The organism is Imbroritus primus (assembly GCF_964332355.1).
Lineage (GTDB): Bacteria > Pseudomonadota > Gammaproteobacteria > Burkholderiales > Burkholderiaceae > Imbroritus > Imbroritus primus.
On the sequence record NZ_OZ201293.1, the window covers coordinates 362,951 to 389,404 of the forward strand.

Genomic DNA, 26,454 nt, shown 5'->3' on the forward strand with positions numbered 1-26,454 from the left:
TGCCGATGCAGCTCTACAGCTACTTCCGCAGTTCGGCCGCGTTCCGTGTGCGCATTGCACTGGAGCTGAAGGGGTTGCCATTCGACATCGTGCCCGTCCACCTGCTCAGGGAGGGCGGGCAGCAGCATACGCCGGAGTATCTGGCGCGCAATCCGGATGGGCTGGTGCCGTTGCTGATCGATGGCGACCATGTGCTGAACCAGTCGCTGGCCATCATCGAATATCTGGACGAGGCCTATCCGCAGCCGCCCCTGTTGCCGGGCGATGCGGGGCAGCGTGCGCATATCCGCGCGCTGGCGCTGGCAATCGCCTGCGAGATCCATCCGCTCAACAACCTGCGGGTATTGAAGTATCTCAAGCGCACACTTGAAGTGTCCGAAGACGAAAAGGATGCCTGGTACCGGCACTGGATCACGCTTGGCTTCGGTGCGCTGGAACGGCGTCTCGCGAGCGATTCGCGCACCGGACGCTACTGCGTGGGCGACACGCCCACACTTGCCGATGCTTGCCTGGTCCCGCAGGTCTTCAACGCACAACGCTTTGCGGTCGACCTGGCGCCGTATCCGACCATCAGCCGGGTCTTTGCGCAATGCATGCAGCTTGAGGCAATCCAGCGCGCCACGCCGGCGGTGCAGCCGGATGCGGAGTAAGCGGCCGTAAGCGCAGAGATGCACCGGATCCCCTTGACCCTGGGGAGCACAGAATGCATCTTGCGTCGATCGTAACGCCCGGCTTTACCGCGTGCGGCGGTAAATATATGCAGTGCGTTGCCGGAGTGCATGCCGTGCCGCGCGGGTTCGCGCTTCAAGTTCGGCGTGTTCCTGGTCGCGGGTGGGATCGGCCTTGTGTATGGCAGCGTCGTCCGCGGTGCTGGTGGCATTCAGGCGCATAAGCTGTTCGCGGTTTGTGCGGATCTCCCTGCGCTGGCTCGCCCTGGCGGCCAGCTCGTCTGCGAAAGCATCTACGGGGGCATGCAGTTGGGCCGCAAGGGTGGTGGCACACCGCTGCTCCCAGCATTCAGTCAACCGTGCGAAATGTGCCTCGGCAGACGTGAGGGTCGAGGTACGCTGCGCGTTCGCCACCATGGTGTCGTTCCATGCGAGCATTTTGTTCAAGTCGTAGACGGCTTGCAGCACCCGCTGTTCGTATGCGCCTGCATCGCCTGCCATGCCGCTGATCTGCGGGTGGGCCAGCACGGCGCTCAACAGGCGGTATGACGGGTTGTAGACTTCTCTCATGAATGCCTGTTTTCCTGCAAACTTTCTGGCGCGGATATCTTCAATGATATCCAGGTAGCGCAGCAGCCCTTCCAGGCCGGCCGCCATGTTCCGGAGTGGCGCGGTTTGATCTTCCTCAGGTCGTGGCGCAGCGGGGTCTCGTGCCTGGCGCGCACGGACCTCTTCTTGCAGGATGTCCTGCCGCAGGCGCAACAACGCTTGCCAACCTTGTCGCAGCCGCTCCAATTTGCGGTTGTGCAGTGGCGCATCTGGATGTAGTCGCAGCAGGCGCTCCACCTTGTGCATGAAACGGCCATAGGTGCGCTGATCCAGGTATGCCTGCTGTTTCAGGTGTCGCGCCTCGTCGCGCTCGGTGGCCTTGCGGGCTTTGTAGACCAATTCCTGTGTAGCGGAAATGGTCTGGGTGCTGGTGGCGTGAACATAGTAGTTGATGCCACGGCTGCGCGATTTTTCCACCCGTGAGAAGGCTCCGAGGCCGAAGGGTTCCCGTGAGTCCGGCCGCAATAGTAGCTGCCCGGTCGCCGCGCGCAGGCTGCGGATATGCAATCCGGCAAGATCGCGCTCCTGGCGGCTGCGTCGCCGGTCGTCCCGGATGGACTGGTGGAATGCAATTTGCGCATTCAGGGCATCGAGCTGGGCGCCGACATGCTCACGCAGGCGATAGCGCACCATCAGGACGATGTTCTGGCTTGTGGCATGCGCCAGTACCTGCTGGATGGCTTCTTCCAGTTCTTCGGGGCCACCAAAATAGTTTTCCCATGCCACCTGCTCCGACGCAATTGCCGCGCGGAAATCCTTCGGCCGCTTGAAGTTCTGGCCGAAGTAGGAGAATACCGAGTCGATCAGGCCATTCTTCTTGAGCAGGGAAATCTGTGCGCGGCTTTCCCTGGCACGATAGGTGGACGTGACACCGGCGGCGATGGCATTCGCCGTCATGCCGGGCATGCTGTCCTGATTGAAGCCGGGCACGACTACCGAGGACAAGCCGAGGGCGGAACGCACGTCATACGCGTGGTTGTAGTACACCATATCCAGCGCCTGCTGGCCGTTGCGATCGAAGGTGGTCCCCTTGGTTGCGGTATACGCACCCTGGGCGAGCATGGCGCTGCCGCCAACCTGGAATTTCCGGCTGTTGCGTTCGAATGCGCCACGAGCGAGCATGCCGACGGACGCCGATGTCTTCTGGCTGCTCGTTGTGGCGTGCGTCTGGCTGATGGAAATCAGCTTGCTGTCAAAAAATTCATTGGCGAAGCTGTCGAATACGCTGCGGGCATCATAGTCCTTCAATGTCGTTCTGCCGGCGGTCTCGACGTGTGGGTAACGACGGTTCTGTGCCGCATTGCCAAAGAATTCCACGACACACTGGCTCTCGTATCGCCACGATTGCACCGGCTGGCCATCTTCTCCCAGCATCGGTAATGCCTCAACTCTCTGCGGATCGTGCGTCATCTGGAATTCGATGTCACCATGCTCGCCATAGTCGCGCCGCACCAGGATCTTGATGCCCTCGGTGTCGGTATACTCCGAATCGTAGCCGAACGATGCGACACCAGAGAGCCTCAGATGTTCCTCGAGCTCGGTATCTGAGCCCGCTACATAGCGCGCTTCGGCTCCGGTCGCACGATGGACTTTGCGGCCGAACGTCAGCTCCATGCCCCAGTTCTTGCTCTCGATACCGAAGTACCCAGCGCCCCCGGCGATTGCCGTGACGCGCGCACCGACATAGTGGAAGGTCCCCAGCCCGGCGAAAATCGTCCCGTTGATGCCGGACGCCACCTTTTCCTCGGTGCGCCACGAGTTGTCCTGTTCCTGCTGCACCATGCGCACCAGGTGCTGCTGGATGCCGCGGATGCTGGAATCCTCCGGTTTCAGGTCGGCTGTTTCAATGCACTTCATGGCCTTGAAAATTTCATGCGCGGTCGGGAGGCGGGCCGGCCAGGCTGCCCTGCGGGCGGGCGCAGGGGCAGGCCGTGGCAGGATTTCATCGTTCCGCAGCACGATCAGCCCCATCGGGCCCGGCTGCCGATCCTGAAGGTATGCGGTATCGATCGGCTCGTCAGGCCAAGGCGGCAGTACTTCGGTCTCGTCGTCCTGAAAAAGGCGCTGTGCCTGGGACATGTCCACGTTGCCTTGGGCCGCGATCTCTGGGGGCGTTACTGGAGGCGGCTCGCCCGTGAGGACTTGCGGCACAGGAACCTCATGCATGAGATGCCATTGCCGGAACGCCCGCTCCAGCGTGCGACGGTCAAGCCTGGGCAGGAAATGGGTGCACAGCGCAGCGATCGTGGTCTCGCCATTGTCCAGGGTATGGCCCGCGCGCCGGAGATAGTCGCGCCGCGCTTCATCGCCGATTCCCGCCGCGTCGCATTTATGCTGAAAGGCAATGCACAATTGCTCCGTTTCGCTCTCGGTTAGCTGTGAAACATCGCGCATTCCGATGCGGGTGGCCGGCGCCGCGTCTGCAAAACTCATGTTTGCAAACGTTTCATGTGCTTGCCGCCACAGGAGTTTTTCGATGACCTCTCCAGGGTCCTGATGTTGATACGCGAGCGTGGTTTCTCGCGACAGTTGCTGGTACAGGTGGCGGGAGAGGGTCGACAGCATATTGTCGTACTTTTCCTGCATTTCGTCGGGGTGCTTCATGCTCGCGCCGCCATCACCCATGCGCATGGCCCGGAACGGTGCCTTGCCCCAGAACAGCGCGCGCAAGGGTGCCGGCGCGAACTTCAACACCTTGCGTTTCTTGATGGCCTCGTTACGCTGCATCCAGATCGACACCTTGCGGATCCGACGGCCCGCCGCCGCGATATCGGCCACGCTGCGAAATCCTTGATGCCATGCATAGAGATTGCCCCTCTGGCGGGCCGTCAGTCCCTGCCGGTAGCGCGCGATCTGGGCAGGGTCGGTCCGTGCGTACTGCCACAACTGACACAGCATGCCGAGGCAGTCCTCGGCATAGGCACGATCCTCTTCCGGCAGGGCTGGCGTCTGCATGAGGTCGGCTGCCTGCAGCGCATGTAGCAGCAACTGGTCGGCACAGCCCGTATCAGAGGGGTCGAGCCAGTGCGGCGCGGGTTTTGTCAGCAACCGTGCCGCAGCCGGCGTGACGTCCAGTCCTCGGTGAAGCAGCTTGCGCAACGCGCGGAAGTCATGGGGATGCCGGCTGAGACTGAGGGCGACGCGCAGGGCGCGTGCCTGTAGATCCTCGGCCTCCAGCCGGACGTGGCGCAGCGGAGCGTCGCCGGTGCGGATCACGTTGTCGTGCGCCAGTATCCGGCGCAGGTCTGCGGGAAGCGGGGCAGGCGCGCCAGGCTGTGCTGGCACGAACAACCGATTCAACATCTCTGCGCCCGCGGTGTCCAAGTATGCGAGCACGGCGCGCGCATGGCGGATGTCGCCGTTCGTGACATCCGCCAGCCGCTGTGCCATCGCGATTGCCAGGGCGGTGGGCGCTGACGAGCGCGGTTCGCTGAAAAGGACGAGCAAGGCGTTTCCGAAGGTTTCCACCATATCCCTATCACCCACGGCAAAGCCCGGCACGCCAGGCTTCCATCCCGGAAACAGCGTGTGCAGATAACCGTAGAACGCTGTCGTATCGTCGACCGGTACGGTTCCGGTTCGCGTGCCGGTCGCACAGAATGCATGCCGCCTGATATCGCGCACAATCTTGCCGGCATGGTTGACAACGAGGTCCCTGACGACATTGTGTGGTTGACCGATGCCCGTGCGTTCGTGTTCGCGGCCATGCTGGCTGATGGTGTGGATTGCCCTGCTGAGTTTCGCGGTCGCCGTTGCCGTGCACGCTTGGCCGGTTGGCAAGTGATGGGATTGCTGCAGCGACGTTTTTTGCCGCGCGGTCGTGACGCCGGTGTCTGGGGTGATGCCGGCTCTTTTCCAGTCCCCGACCAGGAAATCGATCGTGATATCGAGCCGCGCAAGGAGTCGTTGGAGCGGTGCTGACGAAGAAGTCATCGAGGTCTCCCTTGCCGCACGGGGCGGCTCAGCAACAGTGAGGTTGACCCTGCCACGCCGCGGCGGGAGTCATGTCCGGTGAAACGAGCGGTGGCGCTGGCCGGCTCGTTTTTCTGCTGGGGAGGCACAGGAACACGGCGACGGGCTCATCGCGGTCCGTCATGATGATGCGCGGGCCTGAGTGAGGGCATGCAGGAACATGCTGCGCATGCAGCCGGATGATGCATGGTCCCTGTCGTCAGAAACCAGAGTAGAAAAAATCAGGCAATACGATTGTTAAATAGAGAAAAGAAAGCGCTAGAGGTCGTTCGAGGACGCTCTTGATCCGGAGCCCTGGGCTGTCGGAGCGGCTCATGCGGGGTGCCCACGCAACGGTGGGCTTGTGCGGATCAGCCCAGCAACGCGTCGGCGAATTCGTCCGCGCGGAACGGCTGCAGGTCATCGACCTTTTCGCCGACGCCGATAAAGTACACCGGCACCGGACGCTGACGCGCGATGGCCGCGAGGATGCCGCCCTTGGCCGTGCCGTCGAGCTTGGTGACAATCAGCCCGGTAAGACCAAGTGCATCATCGAAGGCACGGACCTGCGCGAGCGCATTCTGGCCGGTGTTGGCGTCGATCACCAGCAGCGCTTCATGTGGCGCATCGGGCATAGCCTTGCTGATGACGCGCTTGATTTTCTTCAGCTCTTCCATGAGGTGCAACTGCGTGGGCAGCCGGCCGGCGGTATCGGCCATCATGATGTCGACGCCACGCGCCTTGGCCGCATTGACGGCGTCGAACGACACGGCTGCCGGGTCGCCGCCGTCCTGCGCGATGACCGTTACACCGTTGCGTTCTCCCCAGATCATCAGCTGTTCGCGAGCGGCGGCGCGGAAGGTATCGCCGGCGGCCAGCAGCACGCTCTGTCCGTAGTGCTGGAAATGCTTGCACAGCTTACCGATGCTGGTGGTCTTGCCGGCGCCATTGACACCGGCGATCATTACCACCAGCGGCTGCGCACGGCCCAGCACCATGGTCTTCTCAAGCGGTTTCAGCAGTTCGGTGAGCACGTCGCGCAGTGCGGCCTTCACGCCGTCCGCGGTGTCGATGCGCTGCTGCTTGACGCGCTTGCGCAGTTCGCCCAACAGGAATTCGGTCGCTTCGACCCCGGCATCGCTCATCAGCAGGGCGGTTTCGAGTTCCTCGAACAACGCTTCGTCGACCTTGACGCCGACGAAGAGCGTGCCGATGTTCCGGCTGGTCTTGGCCAGGCCGGAGCGCAGCCGGGTCATCCAGCTTTGCTTGGCGGCTTCCGGCACAGGCGGTGGCGGAACCACTTCGACCTCTGCTTCCGTGCTGGCGGCAAGAGTGGCAATGGTGGAAGCGTCAGAAACGTTGGCAGTGGACGCCGGGATGCCGGAACCGGCCGGGCCCGGGGTTGCGGCTTCTGGCGGCAACGCGCCGACGCTGGCATCCGGCGGTGTGGCTGGCGCAGCTTCGCGCGCGGTATCCTGTGGTGCTGCCTCGGGCGCTTCCGCCGGTTGGGCCTTGCGCTTTTTCCAGAAACTAAACATGTGGGTAATCGGTCAACTATCGGATATCGTGGCGCTATCGTATGGTGCGTACGCGCATATGCGCAAAATTCTAGCAGACCCCCTTATGTTGCCGACCTTTCGTGTCCTTTCCGGGTGCTCCGCATCCCGTCAACCAACCCGCCTGTCCACCTCTGTGCACCGCATACGGGCAGCGGTGCTGGTGCTCGCCCTGTCCGCGCCGGCCCTGGTTGGGGCCCAGACGCCTGCACCGCCCGATGCGCCGCGTACCGGTGCACTGCGGACAGAGGCCCGCGCCGCCGCGACGACGCACGAATTCCGCCTGCGCAATGGCTTGCGCCTGATCGTGAGAGAGGATCATCGCGCGCCCACCGTGGTCCACCAGGTGTGGTACCGCGCCGGGAGCGTGGATGAGGTGAGCGGCACCACCGGGGTCGCGCACATGCTCGAGCATATGATGTTTCGTGGTACGCCAGCCTATCCGGCCGGTACCTTCTCACGCATCGTGGCCGAACTGGGCGGGCGTGACAATGCGATGACCAGCCGTGATTACACGATGTATTACCAGCAGGCCGAGAAATCGCACCTGCCGAAGCTGATGGCGATGGAAGCCGACCGCATGGCGAATCTCAAGATGGCGCCGGATGATTTCAGCCGCGAGATGAAGGTCGTCATGGAGGAGCGGCGCCTGCGGACCGACGACTCGCCCAGCGGCACGCTGTTCGAGCAATTGATGGCGAACATGTATGTCGCATCGCCATACCGTCATCCGATCGTCGGCTGGATGGATGATCTGCAGCACATGACGCTCGACGATGCCCTGGATTGGTATCGACGCTGGTACACGCCCGCCAACGCGGTGGTGGTCGTGGCGGGCGACGTCGATCCGCAGGCGGTGCGTGCCATGGCGGAGCGGACCTATGGCCGTGTCGCCACACGGCCGCTGCCTGCGCGCACACTCCGCGAGGAGCCGCCGCAAAAGGGCATCAAGCGCATTGCCGTGAAGGTGCCGGCGGAGAACCCGTCCGTGGTGCTGGCGTTCAAGACGCCCGCGTTGCGGGATGTCGAGAAGGATGCCGATCCCTATGCGCTGGACGTGCTGGCAGCCGTGCTGAGCGGCTATGAGAATGCCCGGCTCGATCGCCTGCTGGTCCGCGAGCAGCGCATGGCGGATAGCGTGAGCGCCGGCTACGACGGCCTTGGTCGCGGTCCCGCCATGTTCACGCTGTCGGCCACGCCGGCCAAGGGACATACGACCGAAGCCTTGGAGCAGGCCATGCGCGCCGAGGTGGCACGGATTGCGCGGGAAGGCGTGTCCGCGCAGGAGCTGCGGCGCATCAAGGCGCAGCTGGTGGCAAGCCAGGTCTACAAGCGCGACTCGGTATTCGGGCAAGGCATGGAAATCGGTATTGCGGAGATGTCGGGTATTTCCTGGCGCCAGCTCGATCGCATGCTGGAGCGCATTCAGAGCGTGACGTCAGAGCAGGTGCAGGCCGTTGCGGCCCGCTATTTCGGGGACGATGCGCTGACGGTGGCCACGCTCGTGCCGCAGCCGCTCGACGGCAAGGCGCGACCTGTTCCTGGCGATATGCCGACCACAGCGCCAACCACAGCGCCGGCCTCGCAAGGCCGGCCCCATTGATCAACGGAATGCCTGAATGAAGCTGCTGAAGATGCGTTACTGGATATCGGCTGGCTGGTTGCTGGCCACGCTGTTCGCCCCATTCGCCGCACAGGCTGCGCTGCCGATCCAGCATTGGACTGCAGCCTCCGGTGCGCGCGTGTATTTTGTGCCGAGCCCGTCGATTCCAATGCTCGACATCAATCTCGATCTGGATGCCGGCACGCGTTTCGATCCGCGCGACAAGGCGGGCCTGGCAACGATGGTGGCCGGCCTGCTCGACAAAGGTGTGGCAGCAGCAGATGCGGCGCCAGCCCGCAGCGAAGGCGAGTTGGCCGATGCCTTTGCCGATCTCGGTGCGGAATTTGGCGGCGGCGTGTCCGACGACCGTGCTTCGATCCGCTTGCGCACGCTATCGTCCCCGGCCGCACGTACGGCTGCCGTGGCGCTCATGGCGCAAATCGTGAGCCGGCCTGCCTATCCGGTGGAAATGGTCGAGCGGGAAAAAGCCCGCTTGACAGCGGCGTTGCGCGAAGCCGAGACGCGCCCGGCAGCCATGGCCGCGCGGGCCTTCAATGCCGCGCTCTACGGCGATCATCCGTATGGCTTCACGGCCAGCCCCGAGACCGTGCAAGCCATCACGCGCGATGATCTCGTGGCTTTCCATCAGCGCCGCTATGATGCCGGGCACGCCGTGGTGACCCTGATTGGGGACATCGACCGGGCGCAGGCGCAGCAGATCGCCGACCAGCTGACTGCGGGATTGCCGCGCACCGCAACCGCCACGCCTTCCACAACCGGTTTGCCGCCGGTGCTGCCGCTGGCTGCGCCGCGCGACATCCGTCTGCCGCATCCGGCGCAGCAGGCACACGTGCTCGTCGGCCAGCCCGGCATTGCACGTAGCGATCCGGACTTCTTCGCGATCCTGGTGGGCAATCACATTCTTGGCGGCGGCGGGTTCACCTCGCGCCTGACGAGCGAAGTCCGCGAGAAGCGCGGCCTTACCTATGGCATTTCGAGCGGTTTTGCACCGCTGCTGCAGCCCGGTCCGTTCCAGATCAGCGTGCAGACGCGCAAGGACCAGGCCGATGAGGCGCTGCGCGTATTGCGTGCGGAGCTGGCGCGCTTCGTCGCGGAAGGGCCGAGCGTGGCGGAGATGAAAGCCGCCAAGGCCAACCTCGTCAATGGTTTTCCGCTGCGGCTCGACAGCAACCGCAAGCTGATCGGCAATGTCGCCAATATCGCTTGGTATGGTTTGCCGCTCGACTATCTCGACGGCTGGACGCGTCGCGTCGAAGCGGTTACCGCTGACCAGGTACGCATGGCATTCCAGCGCGCATTGCAGCCGGAGCGCATGGTGACCGTGATCGTGGGCGCGGCAGATCAGCCGGCTGCCCTGTCGAAGTGATACCGGCGTGCCGGTCCCGGCGGTTCGGCCGCCTGCGGTTGCGCGACGGGAGCAAGCGCGGCTGACGCTTTACATCACGTGGGCTTTACCCCCGGGTGGCGCGCGCGCAGCGGCTACAATGCTGCCATGTCAGCCACCCGCTCCCGTTCCCGTCCATCATCCGCTCCCCCATCTAAGGCCGCACCGGGCCGGCCACGGGGCGTGCCGCGCCAGGTCCGCATCATTGGCGGGCAATGGAAACGGACGCCGCTGGCCGTGCTCGACGCCGATGGCTTGCGGCCCACGCCCGACCGCGTTCGCGAAACGCTTTTCAACTGGCTGGGCCAGGATCTGGGCGGCTATGCGTGCCTCGACCTGTTCGCCGGCTCCGGCGCGCTCGGGTTCGAGGCAGCGTCGCGTGGCGCTGCCCGGGTGGTGATGGTCGAGAGCCTGCCGGCCGCTGTCCGCCAGCTGCAGGCGGTGCGCGACAAGCTGCACGCCGGCATGGTGGACATCCGTGCCGGGGATGCACTAGGCCATCTGGCAAGCTGCCCGCCCGGGGCCTTCGACGTGATCTTCATCGATCCGCCGTTCGGCAGCCCGCTCGCCGCCCGGGCACTCGCCGCTGCCGTGTCGCGGCTCAAGCCAGGCGGCCACATCTATCTCGAGTCAGGCGAGGACATGTCGGCGGCGCTGCCCGCGGAGCTCGAAATCGTCCGCTATCTGCATGCCGGAATGGTGCATGCGCACTTGCTGGCCGCCAAAACCAGTTAAACTACGCCGCTACCCGGGAAAACCCCAGCCCGCGATGGGCATTGCTGCCCCGGGTGATGCAGGGCGGGGTACAGCCAGGGTAATCGAAACTAAGGAGTGGGTATGGTGATCGCCGTATATCCGGGGACATTCGATCCGATGACGCGCGGACATGAAGACCTGGTTCGACGCGCATCGAATATTTTTGATGAGATCGTGGTCGGCGTGGCGCAGAGCCCCAACAAGCGCCCGTTCTTTTCCATGGACGAGCGCATCCAGATCGCAGCGGAGGTGCTGAGCCACTATCCGAACGTGCGGGTCGAGGGTTTTTCGGGGCTGCTCAAGGATTTCGTGCGCAAGAACAATGCGCGCGTCATCGTGCGCGGCCTGCGTGCGGTGTCCGACTTCGAGTACGAGTTCCAGATGGCCGGCATGAACCGTTACCTGCTGCCCGATGTGGAAACCATGTTCCTGACGCCTTCCGACCAGTACCAGTTCATCTCCGGGACCTTCGTGCGCGAGATCGCCCTGTTGGGCGGCGATGTCAGCAAGTTCGTGTTTCCCTCGGTGGAAGCATGGTTGCAGGAGAAAATCGGGAAAAGCGCCTAAAATAACGGCACAGGCGTCATCAACCCACAGGAAACCAATATGGCACTCATGATTACCGATGAGTGCATCAACTGCGATGTATGCGAGCCGGAGTGCCCTAATGAAGCCATCTTCATGGGCCCGGAAATCTACCAGATCGACCCGGACAAATGCACCGAGTGCGTCGGCCATTTCGACGCCCCGCAGTGCCAGCAGGTCTGCCCGGTGGCTTGCATTCCCAATGATCCCCAGCGGGTCGAAAGCCACACGCAATTGATGCAGAAGTACCTCAGGCTCACTCAGGCAGCCTGATTCCGGTGGAGCCCTCGCCCATCCCGAGGGTTCCGCATCATCTTGGAACGCGCATGCCGGTGCACGGCTGTGCCGGTCGTTCTGCTCTTACCTCACCAAATTCCATGCTGCCATCCCTGGACGGACGCCGAGTTGCGCGCATCCGGCAATCCGGCTCAGGGTTGGGCCTTGTCCTGCTGATCCGCCTGGTCTCGGCTCGCTGCGGCGATGGCGGCCGCGGCCTCGCTGTCTCGCTGCAACCAGCGTTCGATCGCGTGCCGCGTGCGCAGGCTCAGCTGGCGCTGGCGGACATACTCGGCATCGAGTACGCGATAGAGCGACCACATGATCAGTACCAGCAGGACGGCAAACGGAAAGGCCGTGATGATGAGCGCACTCTGGAGCGCGTCGAGTCCGCCAGCCAGCAGCAGGGCCGCTGCAATCACGGCGATGCTCACGCCCCAGATGATCCGGCGGGAGACCGGTGGGTCGCCGCGCTCCGGGCTGGACATGGTGGCCAGCACCAGCACCGCCGAGTCGGCCGACGTGACGAAGAAGATGACCAGCAGCAGAATCGTCAGGCCGGCGAGGAAGGTCGCCGCCGGGTAGGTATCGAGCAGGGCGAACAGCACGTTCTGGTAGCCGCTCTGGGCTGCCGCGACCATCTGCCCGTTGCCAAACATCTGTTCCCACATGGCTGCTCCGCCAAACACGGAGAACCACAGGAAACCTAGCAGGCTCGGCGCGATCACCACACCCAGCACGAATTCCCGCACCGTGCGCCCCTTGGAAATGCGGGCGATGAAAATGCCGACGAACGGCGACCACGAGATCCACCAGGCCCAGTAAAAGATCGTCCAGTCCTGTACCCACGTGCTGGCCGTGAACGGCGACATACGCAGGCTCATGCTGACCAGCTGGCTCAGGTAGGCGCCGAGCGTGGTGGTGAAGATGTCGAAGATGAAACTGACGGGGCCGAGCACGAGGATCATCAGCAGGAGCAGGACGGCCAGCGCCAGGTTGCCGTTCGACAGCCATTTAATGCCACGCGTGACACCGCTTGTGGTGGAGGCCATGTAGAGGACAAAGGCGACGGTGATCACACTCATCTGTGTCAGCGTGCTGGCTGGTATGCCAAAGACACGCTCGAGTCCCGCGCTGATCTGCAATGTCCCGAAGCCAAGTGTGGTGGCGACGCCAAGAGCGGTCGACACAATGGCAAGGATGTTGACGAAATGGCCGATCCACCCGGTGTGCCGGTGCCCGATCAGCGGCTGCAGCAGGTCGCTGATCAGTCCGCGTCCTTGCCGGTTGAACATGAACCACGACATGGCCAGGCCCACCAGTGCGTAGATCGCCCACGGATGCAGACCCCAGTGAAAGAATACGTAGCGCATGGATGCGCGTGCGGCCAAGATACTCTGCGGGGCGAGGCCTTCCGGTGGCGCGAGGTAGTGGGACACGGGTTCCGCCGCGCCCCAGAACACTAGCCCGATGCCCATGCCCGCAGCAAACAGCATGGACATCCAGCTCGCATTGGAGAATTCGGGCTCGGCGTCTTCGCCGCCGATGCGCAGGTTGGCAAAGCGGCTGAACAGCAGGTAGATCAGGAATACCAGCGTGGCGAACACGGCCAGCAGGTAGAACCAGCCGAAGCGGACCGAGACCACGGCGAGACCGGACTGGATGAAGACATGAAATCCTTTGGGCCAGAGGCCTGCTACGAGGGACAGCAAGGCCACCACGAGGATCGAGATACGGAAGACCACGGTATGTGCTCCTTTCTGAGTCGCGCCTGCGAGCGGTGCGCAAAGGGCTGGCGCCACGGCAAAGCTGTGCGCCGCATAGTCACGCAGGTTGGCTGCGATGAGATCGGCTACTGGCTTGACGACAGCATGCACCTGCGGGGCGCGCGTGTCGACCAGTGTCGCGGTGAAGAATGCAGTGCCTGACCGGGAGGTCACCGGGCAGGACGCTCGGGCATGCGGCTCGCTGCGATGCCGTCGTGCCCAGGCGGAAAGTGGCGTGCAGGCGTCTCATGGCGTCACAGCCAAGGCCGCTATTGTAAACGCCGTGAGTGGGATCGCCAAACGGCGGGTGATGCATGCTGCGCACAGAGGATGGGGCACAACCTGGCGATGTAAAAAAGCCCCCGAGACCGGAGGACCGGCACTCGGGGGCGCGGAGACCGCAAGCGGCATGCGTCAGGCAACCCGCAGGCCTGGGCGAGACGTATGCTTACACGCCGATCTCTCCGCCATCGTCCTTGGTGATGGCGATGGTCGCCGAGCGCGGACGTGCCGTGCTCGCCGGGTTGGTCTGGCTGGCTGGCCAGTGGCCAGTGCCGCCGTCACCCGGGTGCTGGATGTTGACGAACATGGTCTTGTGGTCTGGCGTCATAGCGATACCAGTGATCTCGCAGTCGATCGGGCCCACGAGGAAGCGGCGCAGGTTCGCTTCCGTCGGGTTGGCACCCTTGAGGGTCGCTACGCCCGGCGTGGTGCCGTCGTTGCCGGTCGGCGTGGCGGCGCCGCCGTCACCCACGGTACCCGGTGTAGCGGCCAGCATCATGCAGTTGGTGGTGCCAGTGTAGGCGCCATCGTCGGTCTGAATCCACAGGATGCCGCGCGAATCGAACCACAGACCGTCCGGGCTCGACATATCGTTGCTGGCGGTCAGGCCTGAGATGTTGTAGGTGGCCGGGGCTGCGGTCGGCGAGCCGAACACGTACACGTCCCACTTGAACGTCGTGGCGGTGGCATCGCCGCCGTCTTCGTGCCAGCGGATGATGTGGCCATTGGGGTTGCCCGGGCGCGGATTGGCGGCGCTCAGCGTGTTGTTGCTGTTGGTGAGCGTCATGTAGACCTCGCCGTTCAGCGGGTTGACGGCGCCCCATTCCGGACGGTCCATCTTGGTCGCGCCGACCGCATCGGCAGCCAGACGCGTATCGATCATGATGTCGGCCAGCGACGGGAAGGCAGCCAGCGCCGGATTGGCGGTGGTCAGCGGCAGCCATTCGCCGGCGCCGCTGGCGTCGAAGCGCGCCACATACAGTGTGCCGTCGTTCATGTACTTGGCGCCGGCGGCCAGGCCCTTGTCGGCGGGGTCGTATTTGGCGGTGGAGACGAACTTGTAGATGTAGTCACCGCTCTTGTCGTCACCCATGTAGAACACCATCGGCTTGCCGGCGACCGGGTTGCACGGCCAGCAGCCCTCGTGGGCGAAGCGGCCGAGCGCGGTGCGCTTGACGGGCGTGGAGTTGGGGTCGAACGGGTCGACTTCGACGATCCAGCCATAGGTGTTGGCGGCATTGCGATAGTCGTCGGCAGCCGTAGCGCCCGTGGCAGCGATGTACCAGCGCTCGTACAGATCACCGGTGAGCTGGCTCCAGCCAAAGCTGCCACCCTGGTTGGCGGTAAGCGAGTAGCGGTTCAGGCTGGCGTTGTCGGCGCGCGTGGTGTCAGCATCGCGGCGGAAGTAACCTTCCCAGTTCTCTTCGCAGGTCAGGTAGGTGCCCCACGGCGTCATGCCGTTGGCGCAGTTGTTGACCGTGCCACGGGTGCGCGTGCCGTCCGCCGAATACTTGGTCACAACGCGCGCATTGCCACGCACCGGGCCTTCGAGTTCCATCGGTGTGGCGGCGGTCAGGCGGCGGTTGTACATCGAACCGCGCACATAGGTCATGCCGTTGCCGCTCGCGCCACGCTTTACTTCGACGATCGAGACGCCATGGGCGTTGACTTCCTTGTCCACGTCACTGGCCGGGCGCGGGTTGGTGTACGACGTACCGGCGGGGTGCAGGAAGTTCTGCGTGATGTTTTCGTGGTTCAGGCACAGCAGGCCCCGGTCCGAGCGCTTGGGGTCGTAGGCGCCGGCATCTGACAGCCCGAAGAAATACATGCCATCGTGATGGTCGCCGGCACGCAGCTCGTACGATGCGCCTGTTTCCGAGCCATCGCCGGCCCAGGAGGAAATGCCGTAGACCAGCGGGTCGCCGAGGGCGTACAGGACCGACATCGAGTAGCCGGTCGGCAACTTGACGACATCGGCAAGGCTGTGCGCCACCGGGGAGAAGCCCAGCGCTGTCGGCTTGACGATCGGGTCGGTCGGCGTGGGGGGCGTCGGCGTGGTCGGTGCCGGATCATCGCCACCGCCGCAGGCCGACAGGCTCAGACTGCCGAACAGGGCGGCCGTGGTCGCCGAGATACCGCCGAGCATCGTTTGCCGGCGCGACAGGCGGGCATTCAGGATGTCGGCAAAATGCAGGTTCTGCGTTTCGGTATCGCTGGAGGCAGGGGGCACGCTGTTTTTCGTCACTGGGATTTCTCCATTGCCAGTTGTGGGAAGCTGACAATGTAAGAGTCGCCTGTGACGCGACTATGTCGTTGCTGTGTCGCTTTGGTGACGGGCGCGACGCAAGCGGGTCGCACGAGCCGATGGTCATGTGCGGAGGATGGAGCGGGCCCGCGCGAGATTGGCGGGCGCAGAGATGGCAGGCCCCTGCTGGTGGTCAGGGTTTGCCGTGCAGACCCATCATCGCGCGTTCGGCCTGGCCCTGGGCAAGCAGTTTCAGGGCCGGAATGCTGCGCTCCAGCGCGGCATCAATCAGTTCCTGTTCCTCGCGGCGCGGGGGTTTCAGGACGAAACCGGCGACGTCCTCCTTGGCGGGGGCGCTGGCGCCTTCCGGACGCAAGCTGCGCGGATGGCCGATACCGATACGCAGGCGCCAGTAGTCCTGCGTGCCGAGATGCGCGGCAATATCCTTCAGCCCGTTGTGGCCACCCGCACCGCCGCCGCGCTTGAGCTTGACGGTGCCCGGCGGCAGGTCGAGCTCGTCGTGCAGGACGACGATTTCATCGGGCAGGATCTTGTAGAACTTGGCGAGCGCGCCGACCGACTGGCCCGAGCGGTTCATGAAGGTCATCGGCTCGAGCAGCCAGATTTCCTCACGCCACAGGCTGGCGCGCGCCGCCATGCCATGGAAGCGGCTTTCGAGGCGCAGCGTGGCGCCCGCCTCGCGGGCCAGCTGATCGACCAGCCAGAATCCGGCATTGTGGCGGGTGGCTTCATATTCCTGACCGGGATTGCCGAGGCCGACGATGAGTTTGATCATGGGTACGCAATGAAAGAAAACGGAAGCAATCGGGTGCAAGGATAGCGCGTCTGCCGGGGCGGGGCTGCATGTGGTTGCCATGCGCCAAAGAAAAAGCCCGCAGGGCTGGCCTGCGGGCTTGAGCGGAGCGGGTTGCGCGCGGGCAGCGTGCCGCCGGCTTATTCCGCCGGCTTGTCGCCTTCGGCTGCGCCGGCATCGGCTTCAGCCGACTTTTCGCCAGCCGGCAGCGAGATGCTGACGATTGCCGGGTTTTCTTCACCGCCATGCTGCACGGCCGAAACGCCCTTCGGCAGCTTGAGGTCGGACAGATGGAGCGACTGGCCCAATTCCAGGGCGCCGAGGTCGACTTCGATGAACTCAGGCAGGTCGGCCGGCAGGCACGACACTTCGAGTTCATTGGCGATGTGGTTGACGATGCCATGACCGACCTTCACGCCCGGAGCGGTTTCCGTGTTCAGGAAGTGCAGCGGCACCTTGACGTGGATCTTGGCGTTGGCGTCAACGCGCTGGAAGTCGATGTGCAGGACCATCGGCTTGAACGGGTGCATCTGGAAATCACGCAGCAGGACCTTTTCAGCCTTGCCAGCCACTTCCATATCGAGGATCGACGAGTGGAAGGCTTCTTTCTTCAGTGCGTGGAACACTGCGTTGTGATCGAGTTCGATCAGCTTGGGCTCGGCGCTGCCGCCATAGATGATGCCCGGGGTCTTGCCAGCATTGCGCAGGCGGCGGCTCGCACCAGTGCCCTGTACGCTACGCTCGAAAGCGACGACTTTCATGTGTTGCTCCTGATTGGAACTGCCCGCGACCAGACAGTCCGGTTGAGGAAGGGCTCAGGCCCTTCCGGACGAATACGCCGCTGCTTTGCCCATTTGCCGGGCGAGGCAGCGGCGCAAAATTCAGTAAAGCTTTGAATTATATCAGGATTCAGCAAACAGCGACATGATCGAGTCGCCGTTCACGATCCGGGTGAAGGTTTCGGCCAGCAGCGGGGCGGTGGACAGCTGGCGGAACTTGCCGCCGCAGGCCAGCGCTTCGTCGCGCAGCGGAATGGTGTCGGTGACGACCACTTCATCGAGCTGCGATTCTGCGATGCGCGCCACGGCACCACCCGACAGCACCGGGTGCGTGCAGTAGGCAAACACGCGCTGTGCGCCGCGTTCCTTCAGGACCTGGGCAGCCTTGCACAGGGTGCCGCCGGTGTCGATCATGTCATCCATGATCACGCAGTTGCGGCCGTCGACTTCACCGATGATATTCATGACCTCGGCCACGTTGGCCTTGGGGCGGCGCTTGTCGATGATCGCCAGGTCGCAGCCGAGCTGCTTGGCCAGGGCACGTGCGCGCACCACACCGCCAACGTCCGGCGAGACCACGAGCAGGTTGTCGTAGTTCTTTTCGCGCAGGTCGCTGAGCAGGATCGGGGAAGCGTAGATGTTGTCGACCGGGATGTCGAAGAAGCCCTGGATCTGGTCGGCGTGCAAGTCCATCGTCACCACGCGCTGGACGCCCGCCACTTCGAGCATGTTGGCTACAACCTTGGCCGAGATGGCCACGCGCGCGGAGCGCGGGCGGCGGTCCTGGCGGGCATAGCCGAAATAGGGGATCGCGGCGGTGATACTCTGTGCCGAGGCGCGCTTGAGCGCATCGACCATCACCATCAGTTCCATCAGGTTGTCGTTGGTCGGCGCGCAGGTCGACTGGAGCACCATGACGTGCTTGCCGCGCACATTTTCCTGGATTTCAACCTGGACTTCGCCGTCCGAGAAACGTCCGACGAGCGCTTTGCCGAGTGGAATCCCGAGGTGGCGGACAACTTCTGCTGCGAGTTTGGGATTGGCATTGCCGGTGAAAACCATCAAGCCTTCGCTGCGCATGGGGGGCACCTGTTTCTTCGGGACTGTGGCACGCACGTTCCGGCTTACCGGGCGGTGCGAGACATGTGCGTAATGCGGATATGACGCACGATGGGTGTAACTTGGCAGGGGAGGAAGGATTCGAACCCTCGCGTGCCGGAATCAAAATCCGGTGCCTTGACCAACTTGGCTACTCCCCTACACAACCTGTCGTCCTTCGACTGCACCGCGTTTTTGCGATGCACGCGCCGGACATAAGCTTGCTCAGTGCATTATGCGTACGCTGCGAGCGGGTGGCGATCCAGGCTCCTGGCAACCTTGCCGGTCCACTGGGACGGCAACTGCGCCAGCACCTCCTGCGCCTCGGCCACGTCAGTATAACGTGCAAAGACACAAGCGCCTGACCCCGACATTCTTGCGTGACCCGAATGAGATTCCAGCCATGCAAGCGCGTGCGCAACTTCTGCATATTTTCTTGCCGCCACCGCCTGCAGATCGTTGCGACCGAATCCGTGCGGAAAATGGCATGCAAGAAAGTCCGCAATTATGATCGGCGGCGTGTCGCGTGTCAATCCCTCGTCGGAAAAAATTGCCGGTGTCGGCACTTCCACCCCGGGATGGATCACGAGGTAGACGCTGGCTGGCAGCGATACGGGCTGCAATGCCTCCCCGATGCCTTCCGCAAAGGCGTTGCGGCCCAACAGGAAGAATGGCACATCGGCACCGAGGGCCAAGCCGAGCGACATCAGCGTGGCGCGCGGCAGGTCCAGTTGCCACAGCCGATTGAGGGCCAGCAGCGTGGTGGCGGCATCGGACGACCCGCCGCCGAGCCCGCCGCCACGCGGCAACTGCTTGTCGATGCGCAGTTCCACGCCGTAGCGGCAGCCCGTGGCTTCCTGCAGCAGGCGCGCCGCGCGTACCGTCAGGTCGGTGTCCGGCGGCACGCCATCGAGCGGATTGGCATGGATGATGCGGCCGTCGGCGCGGCGCGAGAAGTGCAGGGTGTCCTGCCAGTCGATCAGCTGGAATACGGTCTGCAGCGTGTGATAGCCGTCGGCACGACGTCCCGTGACATGCAGGAAGAGGTTCAGCTTGGCGGGCGCGGGGCAGTTTTCGAGTTCGGTAGGCGACGGACTGGACATCGGAGTATGAGAGGGAAGCTGGTGGGCCGATTCTAGCGGGCTTTTTGCCGAGGGCTCCGGGCGATTCCGCGTCTGATCCTGCGTTGGCTTGTTCGTCGCCGGTTTCCCGACCGTTTCCTTACTCGTCAACCACCAGCCGTACCGACAGCGGCTCACCGTCGAGCGTGCGGGCGAGATCCATGCGGCGTACGCGCGGTGTGTCGCCGGCCGAGGTCTCGCGATATTCCTGGAAGCGCACGGTCCAGCCGTGCTGTTCGAGCTGGGTCAGGCGACCGGTGGCGTCGCGCTCGGCCCGGACGACCGGGCCGGGCGCGGGACGGGCCTGCAACCAGTCGCGCATGCCCGAGACCGGCAGGCTGAAGCCGAGCGCCTGCTGCATGAGCATATCGACTTCGGGTGCGCTGCGCGGCGCCTGGTTGGGGAGTTCGAGCGTGGCCTGGCCTGGCAGCGCGGTGACGATCGCCAGCGTCTGACCCAGTGGTGAGACCAGCGACAACTGGACGTTGTCGCCGCGCTGCAGCCAGACGAAATTGCCATGGGCGCCTTCTTCCCGGCCATTGCGTTCGGCGCGGGCGGAAAACCGTCCGCGCAGTTCAATGGTACGGTCCGCGCCTGCGGGTGCGAAGCCGGAGCCGGGTGTCACGCTGGCGCAACCGCTCACTGCGGCCAATGCGCCAAGGACCAGCCCGGCGCGGAGGAGGGAGCGCCGCGTCGTCATTCTGGCAGGACCACGCCGTGACGCTCGAGCGTGCGCTTCAATATGCCGCTCTCGTCATCGAGGCGGCGGGCCTTGTCCCAGGTGCGTTTGGCATCGTCGCGACGGCCCAGTTGCCACAGCACTTCACCGAGATGCGCGGCGATTTCCGCTTGCGGCGACTTGTCATACGCGCGCTGCAGCAGGTCCGCCGCGGTCTGCAGATCGCCGAGACGGTACTTTACCCAGCCGAGGCTATCCATGATGTAGGGGTCTTCCGGCGCAAGCTGCGTGGCTTTTTCCAGCAGCTGCAGCGCTTCCTGCAGGCGGGTGTTGCGGTCGGCCAGCGAATAGCCGAGGGCGTTGTAGCCCTGTCGATCGTCGGGCCGAAGCGTGATGAAGCGGTTCAGCAGGGTTTCCATCATGTCGTAGCGCTGCGCGCGTTCTTCCACCATCGCCAGTTCGTAAAGATAGTCCGGCTGGTTTGGCTCGGCCTCGAGCAGGGCCGAGAGGCGTGCGCGGGCGCGGTCGATTGCGCCGGCCTCGAGCAGCATGCCGACCTCGGCCTGGCGCAGCGACGCTTGCATCGCCGCGCGTCGTTCCGGGTCATCGATATTGGCAGTCTCCTCGCTGAGCTCCTTGAAGATCGCCTGGGCTTCGTCGAGGCGCTGCAGCTTGCCGAGCAGCTGCGCGCGCTTGACCTGCGTGGCCGTGGCGAGGCGTTCGTCGTCGATGCGTTCGATCCAGGCCAGCGCCGCCTTGTAGTCGCGCTGTTCCTCGGCAGCCTGCGACAGGCCTTGATAGGCGGTATCGGCGTCCATCTTGCTGGCTTGCGCCAGTTTGAGGTAGCGCTGCAACTCCGCTTCCGCTTCGCGGTAGTGTTTCTGCTGCAGCTGGATCAGGCCGAGCGCAAGCGCCACGCGTGCATCGTTGGGGGCGCGGGCACGCAGCGCTTCGAACTGCTGCTGCGCCTCATCGACGCGCTCGCTGGCGAGATACAGGCGGGCCAGCGCCAAGCGCGCGTCGATCGACGCCGGCGCTGTCTGCACATAGGCACGGAGGCTCGCGATGGCAGCCTCCGGATTCTCCTGCGCGCGCAGGTCCGCAGCCATCAGCGCCGCCGGCTCGTAGTGCGGGCGTAACGCGAGGGCGCGGTCCAGCTCCGCCAGTGCGCCGGCATTGTCCTTGTTGGCGGCCCGGGCGGTGGCCAGGGCGAGATGGGTTTCCGGCAACTGCCGGTCCTTGACGGTCAGTCGCTCCAGTACCCCCAGCGCACCGGCCGTATCCGGACTACGCGAGAGTGTGCGCTGCAGCAGCAGGATGGTTGCGCCGCGCTGGGCTGGCGGCGCACGATTGAGCTGGGCGGCAAGCACGGGTTCGACTTCATCCCACTGGCCGGTCGAGATCAGCAGCGACTGGATCAGCTGTCTGGGCGCGGCCGCCGCCGGGTCGATCTCCGACCACAGGCGCGCGCCTTCGAGCGCCTGGTCGACCGCGCGGGCGGTGAAGGCGATTTCGGTGGCGCGCTGGGCAAAGCGCGGATCGCGTGTCTCGCGTGCCAGTGCGATATAGGTACGAAAGGCGTTGCCCGGTAGGCCGCGTTGCAGGCCGATTTCCGAGGCCATGACCTGGAACAGGATGTCGTCGGTCAGTTCGAGTTTCGGCAGGGCGGCGCGTGCCGGATTGACGGCAGTGTGCGCAGCCTGCGGTGCCGCGTGCGCTGCGGGCGAAGTTCCGGCAAGCAGGGCAGCGCACGTAGCCATGGTGGCGAAGAGGCCGGTGCCACAGGTGAGGCGAAGAGCGGATACCAAGCGATCCGACATCATGTGGGAACTCCGAAGCTGGTTGCAGTGCATTGTAGCGTGCCCGCTACAATGCGTACGATGTCCGGATTGGAGTGCGAAAGTGAGGGAGTGGTTCGATGCCTGAGTTGCCCGAGGTCGAAGTCACGCGGCGCGGCCTGCTGCCCCATGTGACCGGCCGGCGCATTGCCGCCGTGGCGGTGCGCCACCATGGGCTGCGCTGGCCCGTCGATGCCGATCTTGCCACGCGCCTGACCGGACGGGTCATCGGCGAGGTGCGGCGGCGCGGCAAGTACCTGCTGCTCGCCTGCCAGGGGCCGGAGGATGCCGGCTGGCTGATGATCCATCTCGGCATGACCGGCACCTTGCGGATCTATCCGCAGGCGCCTGAACCGGGGCCACACGATCATGTCGATCTCCTGCTGGAAGGCGCGCACGGCGTCAGCACCTTGCGCTTTCGCGATCCGCGCCGCTTCGGCGCGGTACTCTGGGTCGATCTGCCCGACGATGCGCTCGATACCCATCCGCTGCTGGCGCGGCTTGGCATCGAACCGTTCGATCCGGCGTTCGGCGGGCGCTGGCTCCACAAGCACACCCGCGGCCGGCAGATTGCCATCAAGCAGGTCCTGCTCGGCGGCCAGGTGGTGGTTGGCGTCGGCAATATCTACGCTTCCGAGAGCCTGTTCCGCGCCGGCATCCGGCCCACCACGCCAGCCGGGCGTATCAGCCTGGCGCGCTATGACCGTCTGGCAGCCGAAATCCGTGCGACGCTCGGCGATGCGATTGCGCTGGGCGGCAGCACGCTGCGCGACTTTATTGGCAGCGACGGAGCGAGCGGCTACTTCCAGCTGCGGGCATTCGTCTACGACCGCGCCGGCGAACCTTGCCGGACTTGCGGCACCCCCATTCGCCAGATCGTCCAGGGACAGCGTTCCACCTTCTATTGCCCGGTATGCCAGCGCTAACCATGTCCGCCTGCAGTACCGTGCCGCCAGCCATCTGCCGGCACTGACGCCCGTGCTCCCGCTTCTACTCCCGTTCCCGGCACAGGATCGGCAGCCAGGTGTGATGCCTTCCGCCTGGGCCTATTTCACCAAGGGCATTCCCGGCTCCGATACACTGTGAAAAAATGTTGAATTCAACACTATCCTGACCGGGTGCTTGCGGCATCCGCCGGTTTTTCAGACGGGCCACCATGACCTCACTTCAGCAACGGTTCGAGCATGACAGCACCTGGCGCAGCGATGCCTCGGCTGCACTCGGCCGTTTCCATGACTGGCTACAGGCGCAGGACCTGCTCGATGGCGAGGTGCAGGCTGCCGTCGACCGCGTGCGCGCGATGCTGGCGCATGACAGGCTCAGCATGGTGTTCCTTGCCGAATTCTCGCGCGGCAAGACGGAACTGATCAACGCGCTGTTCCTGGCCAATAGCGGGCGTCGCATGCTGCCATCATCCGCCGGGCGTACCACGATGTGCCCAACGGAGCTGCGCTACGATCCGGCGGCCGCGCCGGCCTTGTACCTTCTGCCGATCGAAGCCGATGTTGCCACGCCGTTGGGGCAGGCCACGACCGATCCGCGCTGGGTGCATGTACCGCTCGACCCTGGGGCGCCGGCGGATGTAGCGCGGGCGCTGCAGCATGTCGCGGAAACGGTGCGGATGTCGCACCATGAAGCCAAGGCACTGGGTATGGACGGCAGTGCTGTCCACGTGGCGGCATTGCCGCCCGGCACACAAGGCTCGCTCGAGCTGCCGCGCTGGCGCTACGCAATTGCCAATCTGCCGAATCCGCTGCTTGGGCAGGGGCTGGTGGTGATCGATACCCCGGGCCTGAACGCGCTTGGCACCGAGCCCGAGCTGACATTGCGGCTGCTGCCCGACGCACATGTGGTGGTGTTCGTGCTGGCCGCCGACACCGGCGTGACGCAAAGCGACCTCGAACTGTGGCAGACGCATGTGGCCCATGCGCAGCGTGCGCGTTGCCTGGTCGTGCTCAACAAGATCGACGGACTGTGGGATCCACTCAAGCCGCATGACGAAGCCGAGGCTGAGCTGCGCGCCCAGGTGGAAGCCACGGCCCAGGCGCTGGGCGTGGATGTGGCACAGGTGTATCCGGTGTCCGCGCAAAAAGGGCTGGTTGCCCGGGTGTCGGGGGATGCGGCGCTGCATGCAGCAAGTCGCCTGGCCGTCTTGGAAGAGGCCATGTCCGAGCGACTACTGGCCCGCCGCCATGCAATCCTGGCGGATCAGGTGAGGGTGGCTGTCGAGGTGCTGACACGCAACACCCGGCAGCTGCTGCAACTGCGCCATCGCGACCTCGTCGAACAGCTGTTCGAGCTACGTAGCCTGCGCGGAAAAAAACAGGCGATGGTCAAGCATATGCTGCAACGCGTCCAGAGCGAGAAATCCGAGTTCGAGCAGAGCATCGGCAAGTTCAAGGCCTTGCGCATGGTGTTTGGCCGCCATGCGGCGGAGATCGTGAAGACGCTGCAAGGCCGCGAAGTCCGGCGCCGTATGCGCAGTGCGCGCGAAGCGATGTCAGGCCATCTCTTGTCGAGTGCCATTCGTAACGACATGGATGCGCTGTTCAACGACCTGCAGATGCGTATCGACAGCGCCAGCGACAAGATCGAACAACTGCACCAGATGGTCGATGCCATGTACAAGCGCTTCAATGCCGAACATGCCTTTACGCTGGTGGCGCCGCTACAGTTCGATACCGTCCGGTATCGCGATGCACTGGCGGCCCAGGCCGCGCTGGCGCAGAGCCAGGTGCGCGGCGTCAATTCCTGGCTCCGGCTGCAGCCGGGTCTGGTCGCGCGCATCTTCGGTGTGGTGGCCGAGAATGTGCAGGAGGTGTTCAGTTCGCTCAATCGCGATCTGGATGTCTGGTTCAAATCGGTTATGACACCGCTCGAGGCACAGGTGCGCGAGCACCAGAAGCAACTGCGTCGCCGCGTCGATTCCATCGAGCGCGTGCATGAAGCGACCGACACGCTGGAAGGCCGCATCGGCGAGCTGGAGGCCGCGCTTGCCGAACTCGATGCGCTGAATGCCACCATCGCCGAACATGGCCGGCAGATCCTCGAGAGTGCGACGCCGGAGGGCAGCCGCGCGGTGGCCTGAAAGGCAATACCACGCCCACGCTCATATCCCGGCATGCAGGGGTATGAACGCCCCCGATCATGCATCGCAGGCGCTGCGCTAATTCGCGCGATAATGCAGTCCCCGTCACCGGATCATCTGCATGCAGCCGCGCCGTCGTATTCCTGCTTCTACTCCTGCCCTGCCGGCTGGTGCCGTGCCCGCCGATTTCGCAGCGCGCGTCGTCGCCTGGCAACGGACCCACGGGCGGCACGGCCTGCCATGGCAGGGGACGCGCGACGCCTACCGGATCTGGCTGTCCGAGATCATGCTGCAGCAGACCCAGGTCTCTGCCGTGCTGGCGTACTACGCGCGCTTTCTCGAGCGCTTTCCCACCGTGCAGGATCTGGCGGCCGCAGCGCCGGATGATGTCATGGCCGCCTGGGCTGGCCTGGGGTATTACTCCCGCGCCCGCAACCTGCATCGCTGCGCGCAGATCGTTGTCGCCGAGCATGGCGGCATGTTCCCGCGTGAGGCCGAGCAACTGGCCGCGTTGCCCGGCATCGGCCGCTCCACGGCAGCTGCTATCGCAGCCTTTAGCGCCGGCGCGCGGGCGGCGATTCTGGATGGCAACGTCAAGCGCGTATTCGCGCGCGCATTCGGTATCGAGGGATTTCCCGGCGATAAGCGCGTGGAAGACCTGATGTGGCGGCACGCCGAGGCGGCGCTGCCAGACAGCGGGATCGAAGCGTATACCCAGGGCTTGATGGATCTCGGTGCGATGGTATGCGTGCGTGGCCGCCCCGCGTGTCTCGCGACGCCGGCGGCCTGTCCGCTACACGACATCTGCCGTGCCCGCGCGGAAGGCATCACTGATCGGCTGCCGGCGCCGCGCCCGCGCAAGGCGCTGCCGGAGCGGGCCGTTACCGTGCTGGTGCTGCTGCATGCGGGCCGGGTGCTGCTCGAGCGCCGGCCGGAACGCGGCATCTGGGGCGGTTTATGGAGCTTGCCGGAGATTGCCGCCGGACCGGCCGAGGAAGGTCTGCATCCCGTCGCTGAAGCGCTCGCACGCACGCATGTCCAACCCTATGGCGAAGCCGGACGTGCCCTGCCGGGCGCGAGCCTGTCACACACATTCACGCATTTCCGGCTGCAGATTCATGCGCGCTGCTTCGCGATGACGCACATCGACGATGCCCCCGCGCCGCAAGGCACGGCGACGCAGGCGCAGTGGCACGCGGTGGAGGCATTGCACGGGGTCGGCCTGCCAGCGCCGATCCGCACGCTGCTCGATGGCATGATGCGACCGACGCTGCTCTAGGGTGGTCAAGGCGCCGGGCATACCGCTATGACGGGCGGGCACGCGCTGCCGGATGA

The 26,454-nt window shown here is 64.5% G+C and carries 19 protein-coding genes and 1 tRNA gene; 9 read left to right on the forward strand and 11 right to left on the reverse strand.

Annotated elements, in window-relative coordinates:
• Positions 1-5: 5 nt before the first annotated feature.
• Complete coding sequence (maiA, locus tag ACQ3C8_RS01670; RefSeq protein WP_009521078.1) at positions 6-650, forward strand: maleylacetoacetate isomerase; 645 nt, start codon at positions 6-8, stop codon at positions 648-650.
• 84 nt (positions 651-734) lie between these two features.
• Here maiA and ACQ3C8_RS01675 read toward each other — a convergent pair whose 3' ends face one another.
• Positions 735-5,210, reverse strand: coding sequence for a hypothetical protein (locus tag ACQ3C8_RS01675; RefSeq protein WP_428852228.1), 4,476 nt, complete (start codon positions 5,208-5,210; stop codon positions 735-737).
• A 389-nt stretch (positions 5,211-5,599) separates the two neighbouring features.
• Positions 5,600-6,766, reverse strand: a complete 1,167-nt coding sequence (gene ftsY, locus ACQ3C8_RS01680) for a signal recognition particle-docking protein FtsY (protein ID WP_428852229.1) — start codon at positions 6,764-6,766, stop codon at positions 5,600-5,602.
• 85 nt (positions 6,767-6,851) lie between these two features.
• Here ftsY and ACQ3C8_RS01685 point away from each other — a divergent pair, with 85 nt between their 5' ends.
• The 5 genes from ACQ3C8_RS01685 (at position 6,852) to ACQ3C8_RS01705 (ending at position 11,406) form a co-directional block, all read left to right on the forward strand.
• Positions 6,852-8,387 (forward strand): M16 family metallopeptidase, encoded by a 1,536-nt coding sequence (locus tag ACQ3C8_RS01685; RefSeq protein WP_428852230.1) that lies wholly within the window; start codon positions 6,852-6,854, stop codon positions 8,385-8,387.
• Between the two features lie 31 nt (positions 8,388-8,418).
• Positions 8,419-9,774 (forward strand): M16 family metallopeptidase, encoded by a 1,356-nt coding sequence (locus ACQ3C8_RS01690; RefSeq protein ID WP_428853012.1) that lies wholly within the window; start codon positions 8,419-8,421, stop codon positions 9,772-9,774.
• 126 nt (positions 9,775-9,900) lie between these two features.
• A complete protein-coding gene (gene rsmD, locus ACQ3C8_RS01695; RefSeq protein ID WP_428852231.1) occupies positions 9,901-10,527 on the forward strand; it encodes a 16S rRNA (guanine(966)-N(2))-methyltransferase RsmD in 627 nt (208 codons plus the stop codon).
• 102 nt (positions 10,528-10,629) lie between these two features.
• Positions 10,630-11,115: a pantetheine-phosphate adenylyltransferase gene (coaD, locus tag ACQ3C8_RS01700; RefSeq protein WP_009521084.1), complete on the forward strand. Its 486-nt coding sequence runs from the start codon at positions 10,630-10,632 to the stop codon at positions 11,113-11,115.
• A 39-nt stretch (positions 11,116-11,154) separates the two neighbouring features.
• Positions 11,155-11,406 carry a YfhL family 4Fe-4S dicluster ferredoxin gene (locus ACQ3C8_RS01705; protein WP_009521085.1) on the forward strand — a complete coding sequence of 84 codons (252 nt, stop codon included), beginning with the start codon at positions 11,155-11,157 and terminating at the stop codon, positions 11,404-11,406.
• Positions 11,407-11,561: 155 nt separating this feature from the next.
• Here the strand turns inward: ACQ3C8_RS01705 and ACQ3C8_RS01710 are convergent, their stop codons facing one another.
• The 9 genes from ACQ3C8_RS01710 to ACQ3C8_RS01750 form a co-directional block, all read right to left on the reverse strand.
• The gene (locus tag ACQ3C8_RS01710; protein ID WP_428849663.1) at positions 11,562-13,349 is read right to left on the reverse strand and encodes a BCCT family transporter; all 1,788 of its coding nucleotides are present in this window, start codon (positions 13,347-13,349) and stop codon (positions 11,562-11,564) included.
• 274 nt (positions 13,350-13,623) lie between these two features.
• The gene (locus tag ACQ3C8_RS01715) at positions 13,624-15,702 is read right to left on the reverse strand and encodes a PhoX family protein (RefSeq protein WP_009521087.1); all 2,079 of its coding nucleotides are present in this window, start codon (positions 15,700-15,702) and stop codon (positions 13,624-13,626) included.
• Positions 15,703-15,895: 193 nt separating this feature from the next.
• Positions 15,896-16,498: an aminoacyl-tRNA hydrolase gene (pth, locus tag ACQ3C8_RS01720; protein WP_428852232.1), complete on the reverse strand. Its 603-nt coding sequence runs from the start codon at positions 16,496-16,498 to the stop codon at positions 15,896-15,898.
• A 158-nt stretch (positions 16,499-16,656) separates the two neighbouring features.
• Complete coding sequence (locus ACQ3C8_RS01725) at positions 16,657-17,277, reverse strand: 50S ribosomal protein L25/general stress protein Ctc (protein WP_428852233.1); 621 nt, start codon at positions 17,275-17,277, stop codon at positions 16,657-16,659.
• Between the two features lie 141 nt (positions 17,278-17,418).
• The gene (locus ACQ3C8_RS01730; protein WP_009521090.1) at positions 17,419-18,375 is read right to left on the reverse strand and encodes a ribose-phosphate pyrophosphokinase; all 957 of its coding nucleotides are present in this window, start codon (positions 18,373-18,375) and stop codon (positions 17,419-17,421) included.
• A 102-nt stretch (positions 18,376-18,477) separates the two neighbouring features.
• Positions 18,478-18,554: transfer RNA gene (locus tag ACQ3C8_RS01735), tRNA-Gln, on the reverse strand.
• Positions 18,555-18,626: 72 nt separating this feature from the next.
• Positions 18,627-19,496: a 4-(cytidine 5'-diphospho)-2-C-methyl-D-erythritol kinase gene (gene ispE / locus ACQ3C8_RS01740; RefSeq protein WP_428852234.1), complete on the reverse strand. Its 870-nt coding sequence runs from the start codon at positions 19,494-19,496 to the stop codon at positions 18,627-18,629.
• Between the two features lie 118 nt (positions 19,497-19,614).
• Positions 19,615-20,214, reverse strand: coding sequence for a lipoprotein insertase outer membrane protein LolB (lolB, locus tag ACQ3C8_RS01745; protein ID WP_428852235.1), 600 nt, complete (start codon positions 20,212-20,214; stop codon positions 19,615-19,617).
• Positions 20,211-22,016 (reverse strand): tetratricopeptide repeat protein, encoded by a 1,806-nt coding sequence (locus ACQ3C8_RS01750; protein WP_428852236.1) that lies wholly within the window; start codon positions 22,014-22,016, stop codon positions 20,211-20,213. Before ACQ3C8_RS01750 ends, lolB begins: the two co-directional genes overlap by 4 nt.
• Before the next feature lie 95 nt (positions 22,017-22,111).
• Here ACQ3C8_RS01750 and mutM point away from each other — a divergent pair, with 95 nt between their 5' ends.
• From mutM to mutY, 3 genes are all read left to right on the forward strand, one after another.
• Positions 22,112-22,957: a bifunctional DNA-formamidopyrimidine glycosylase/DNA-(apurinic or apyrimidinic site) lyase gene (gene mutM, locus ACQ3C8_RS01755; protein WP_428852237.1), complete on the forward strand. Its 846-nt coding sequence runs from the start codon at positions 22,112-22,114 to the stop codon at positions 22,955-22,957.
• A gap of 230 nt (positions 22,958-23,187) precedes the next feature.
• Complete coding sequence (locus ACQ3C8_RS01760) at positions 23,188-25,119, forward strand: dynamin family protein (RefSeq protein WP_428852238.1); 1,932 nt, start codon at positions 23,188-23,190, stop codon at positions 25,117-25,119.
• Between the two features lie 121 nt (positions 25,120-25,240).
• Complete coding sequence (gene mutY, locus ACQ3C8_RS01765; protein WP_428852239.1) at positions 25,241-26,398, forward strand: A/G-specific adenine glycosylase; 1,158 nt, start codon at positions 25,241-25,243, stop codon at positions 26,396-26,398.
• Positions 26,399-26,454 lie beyond the last annotated feature (56 nt).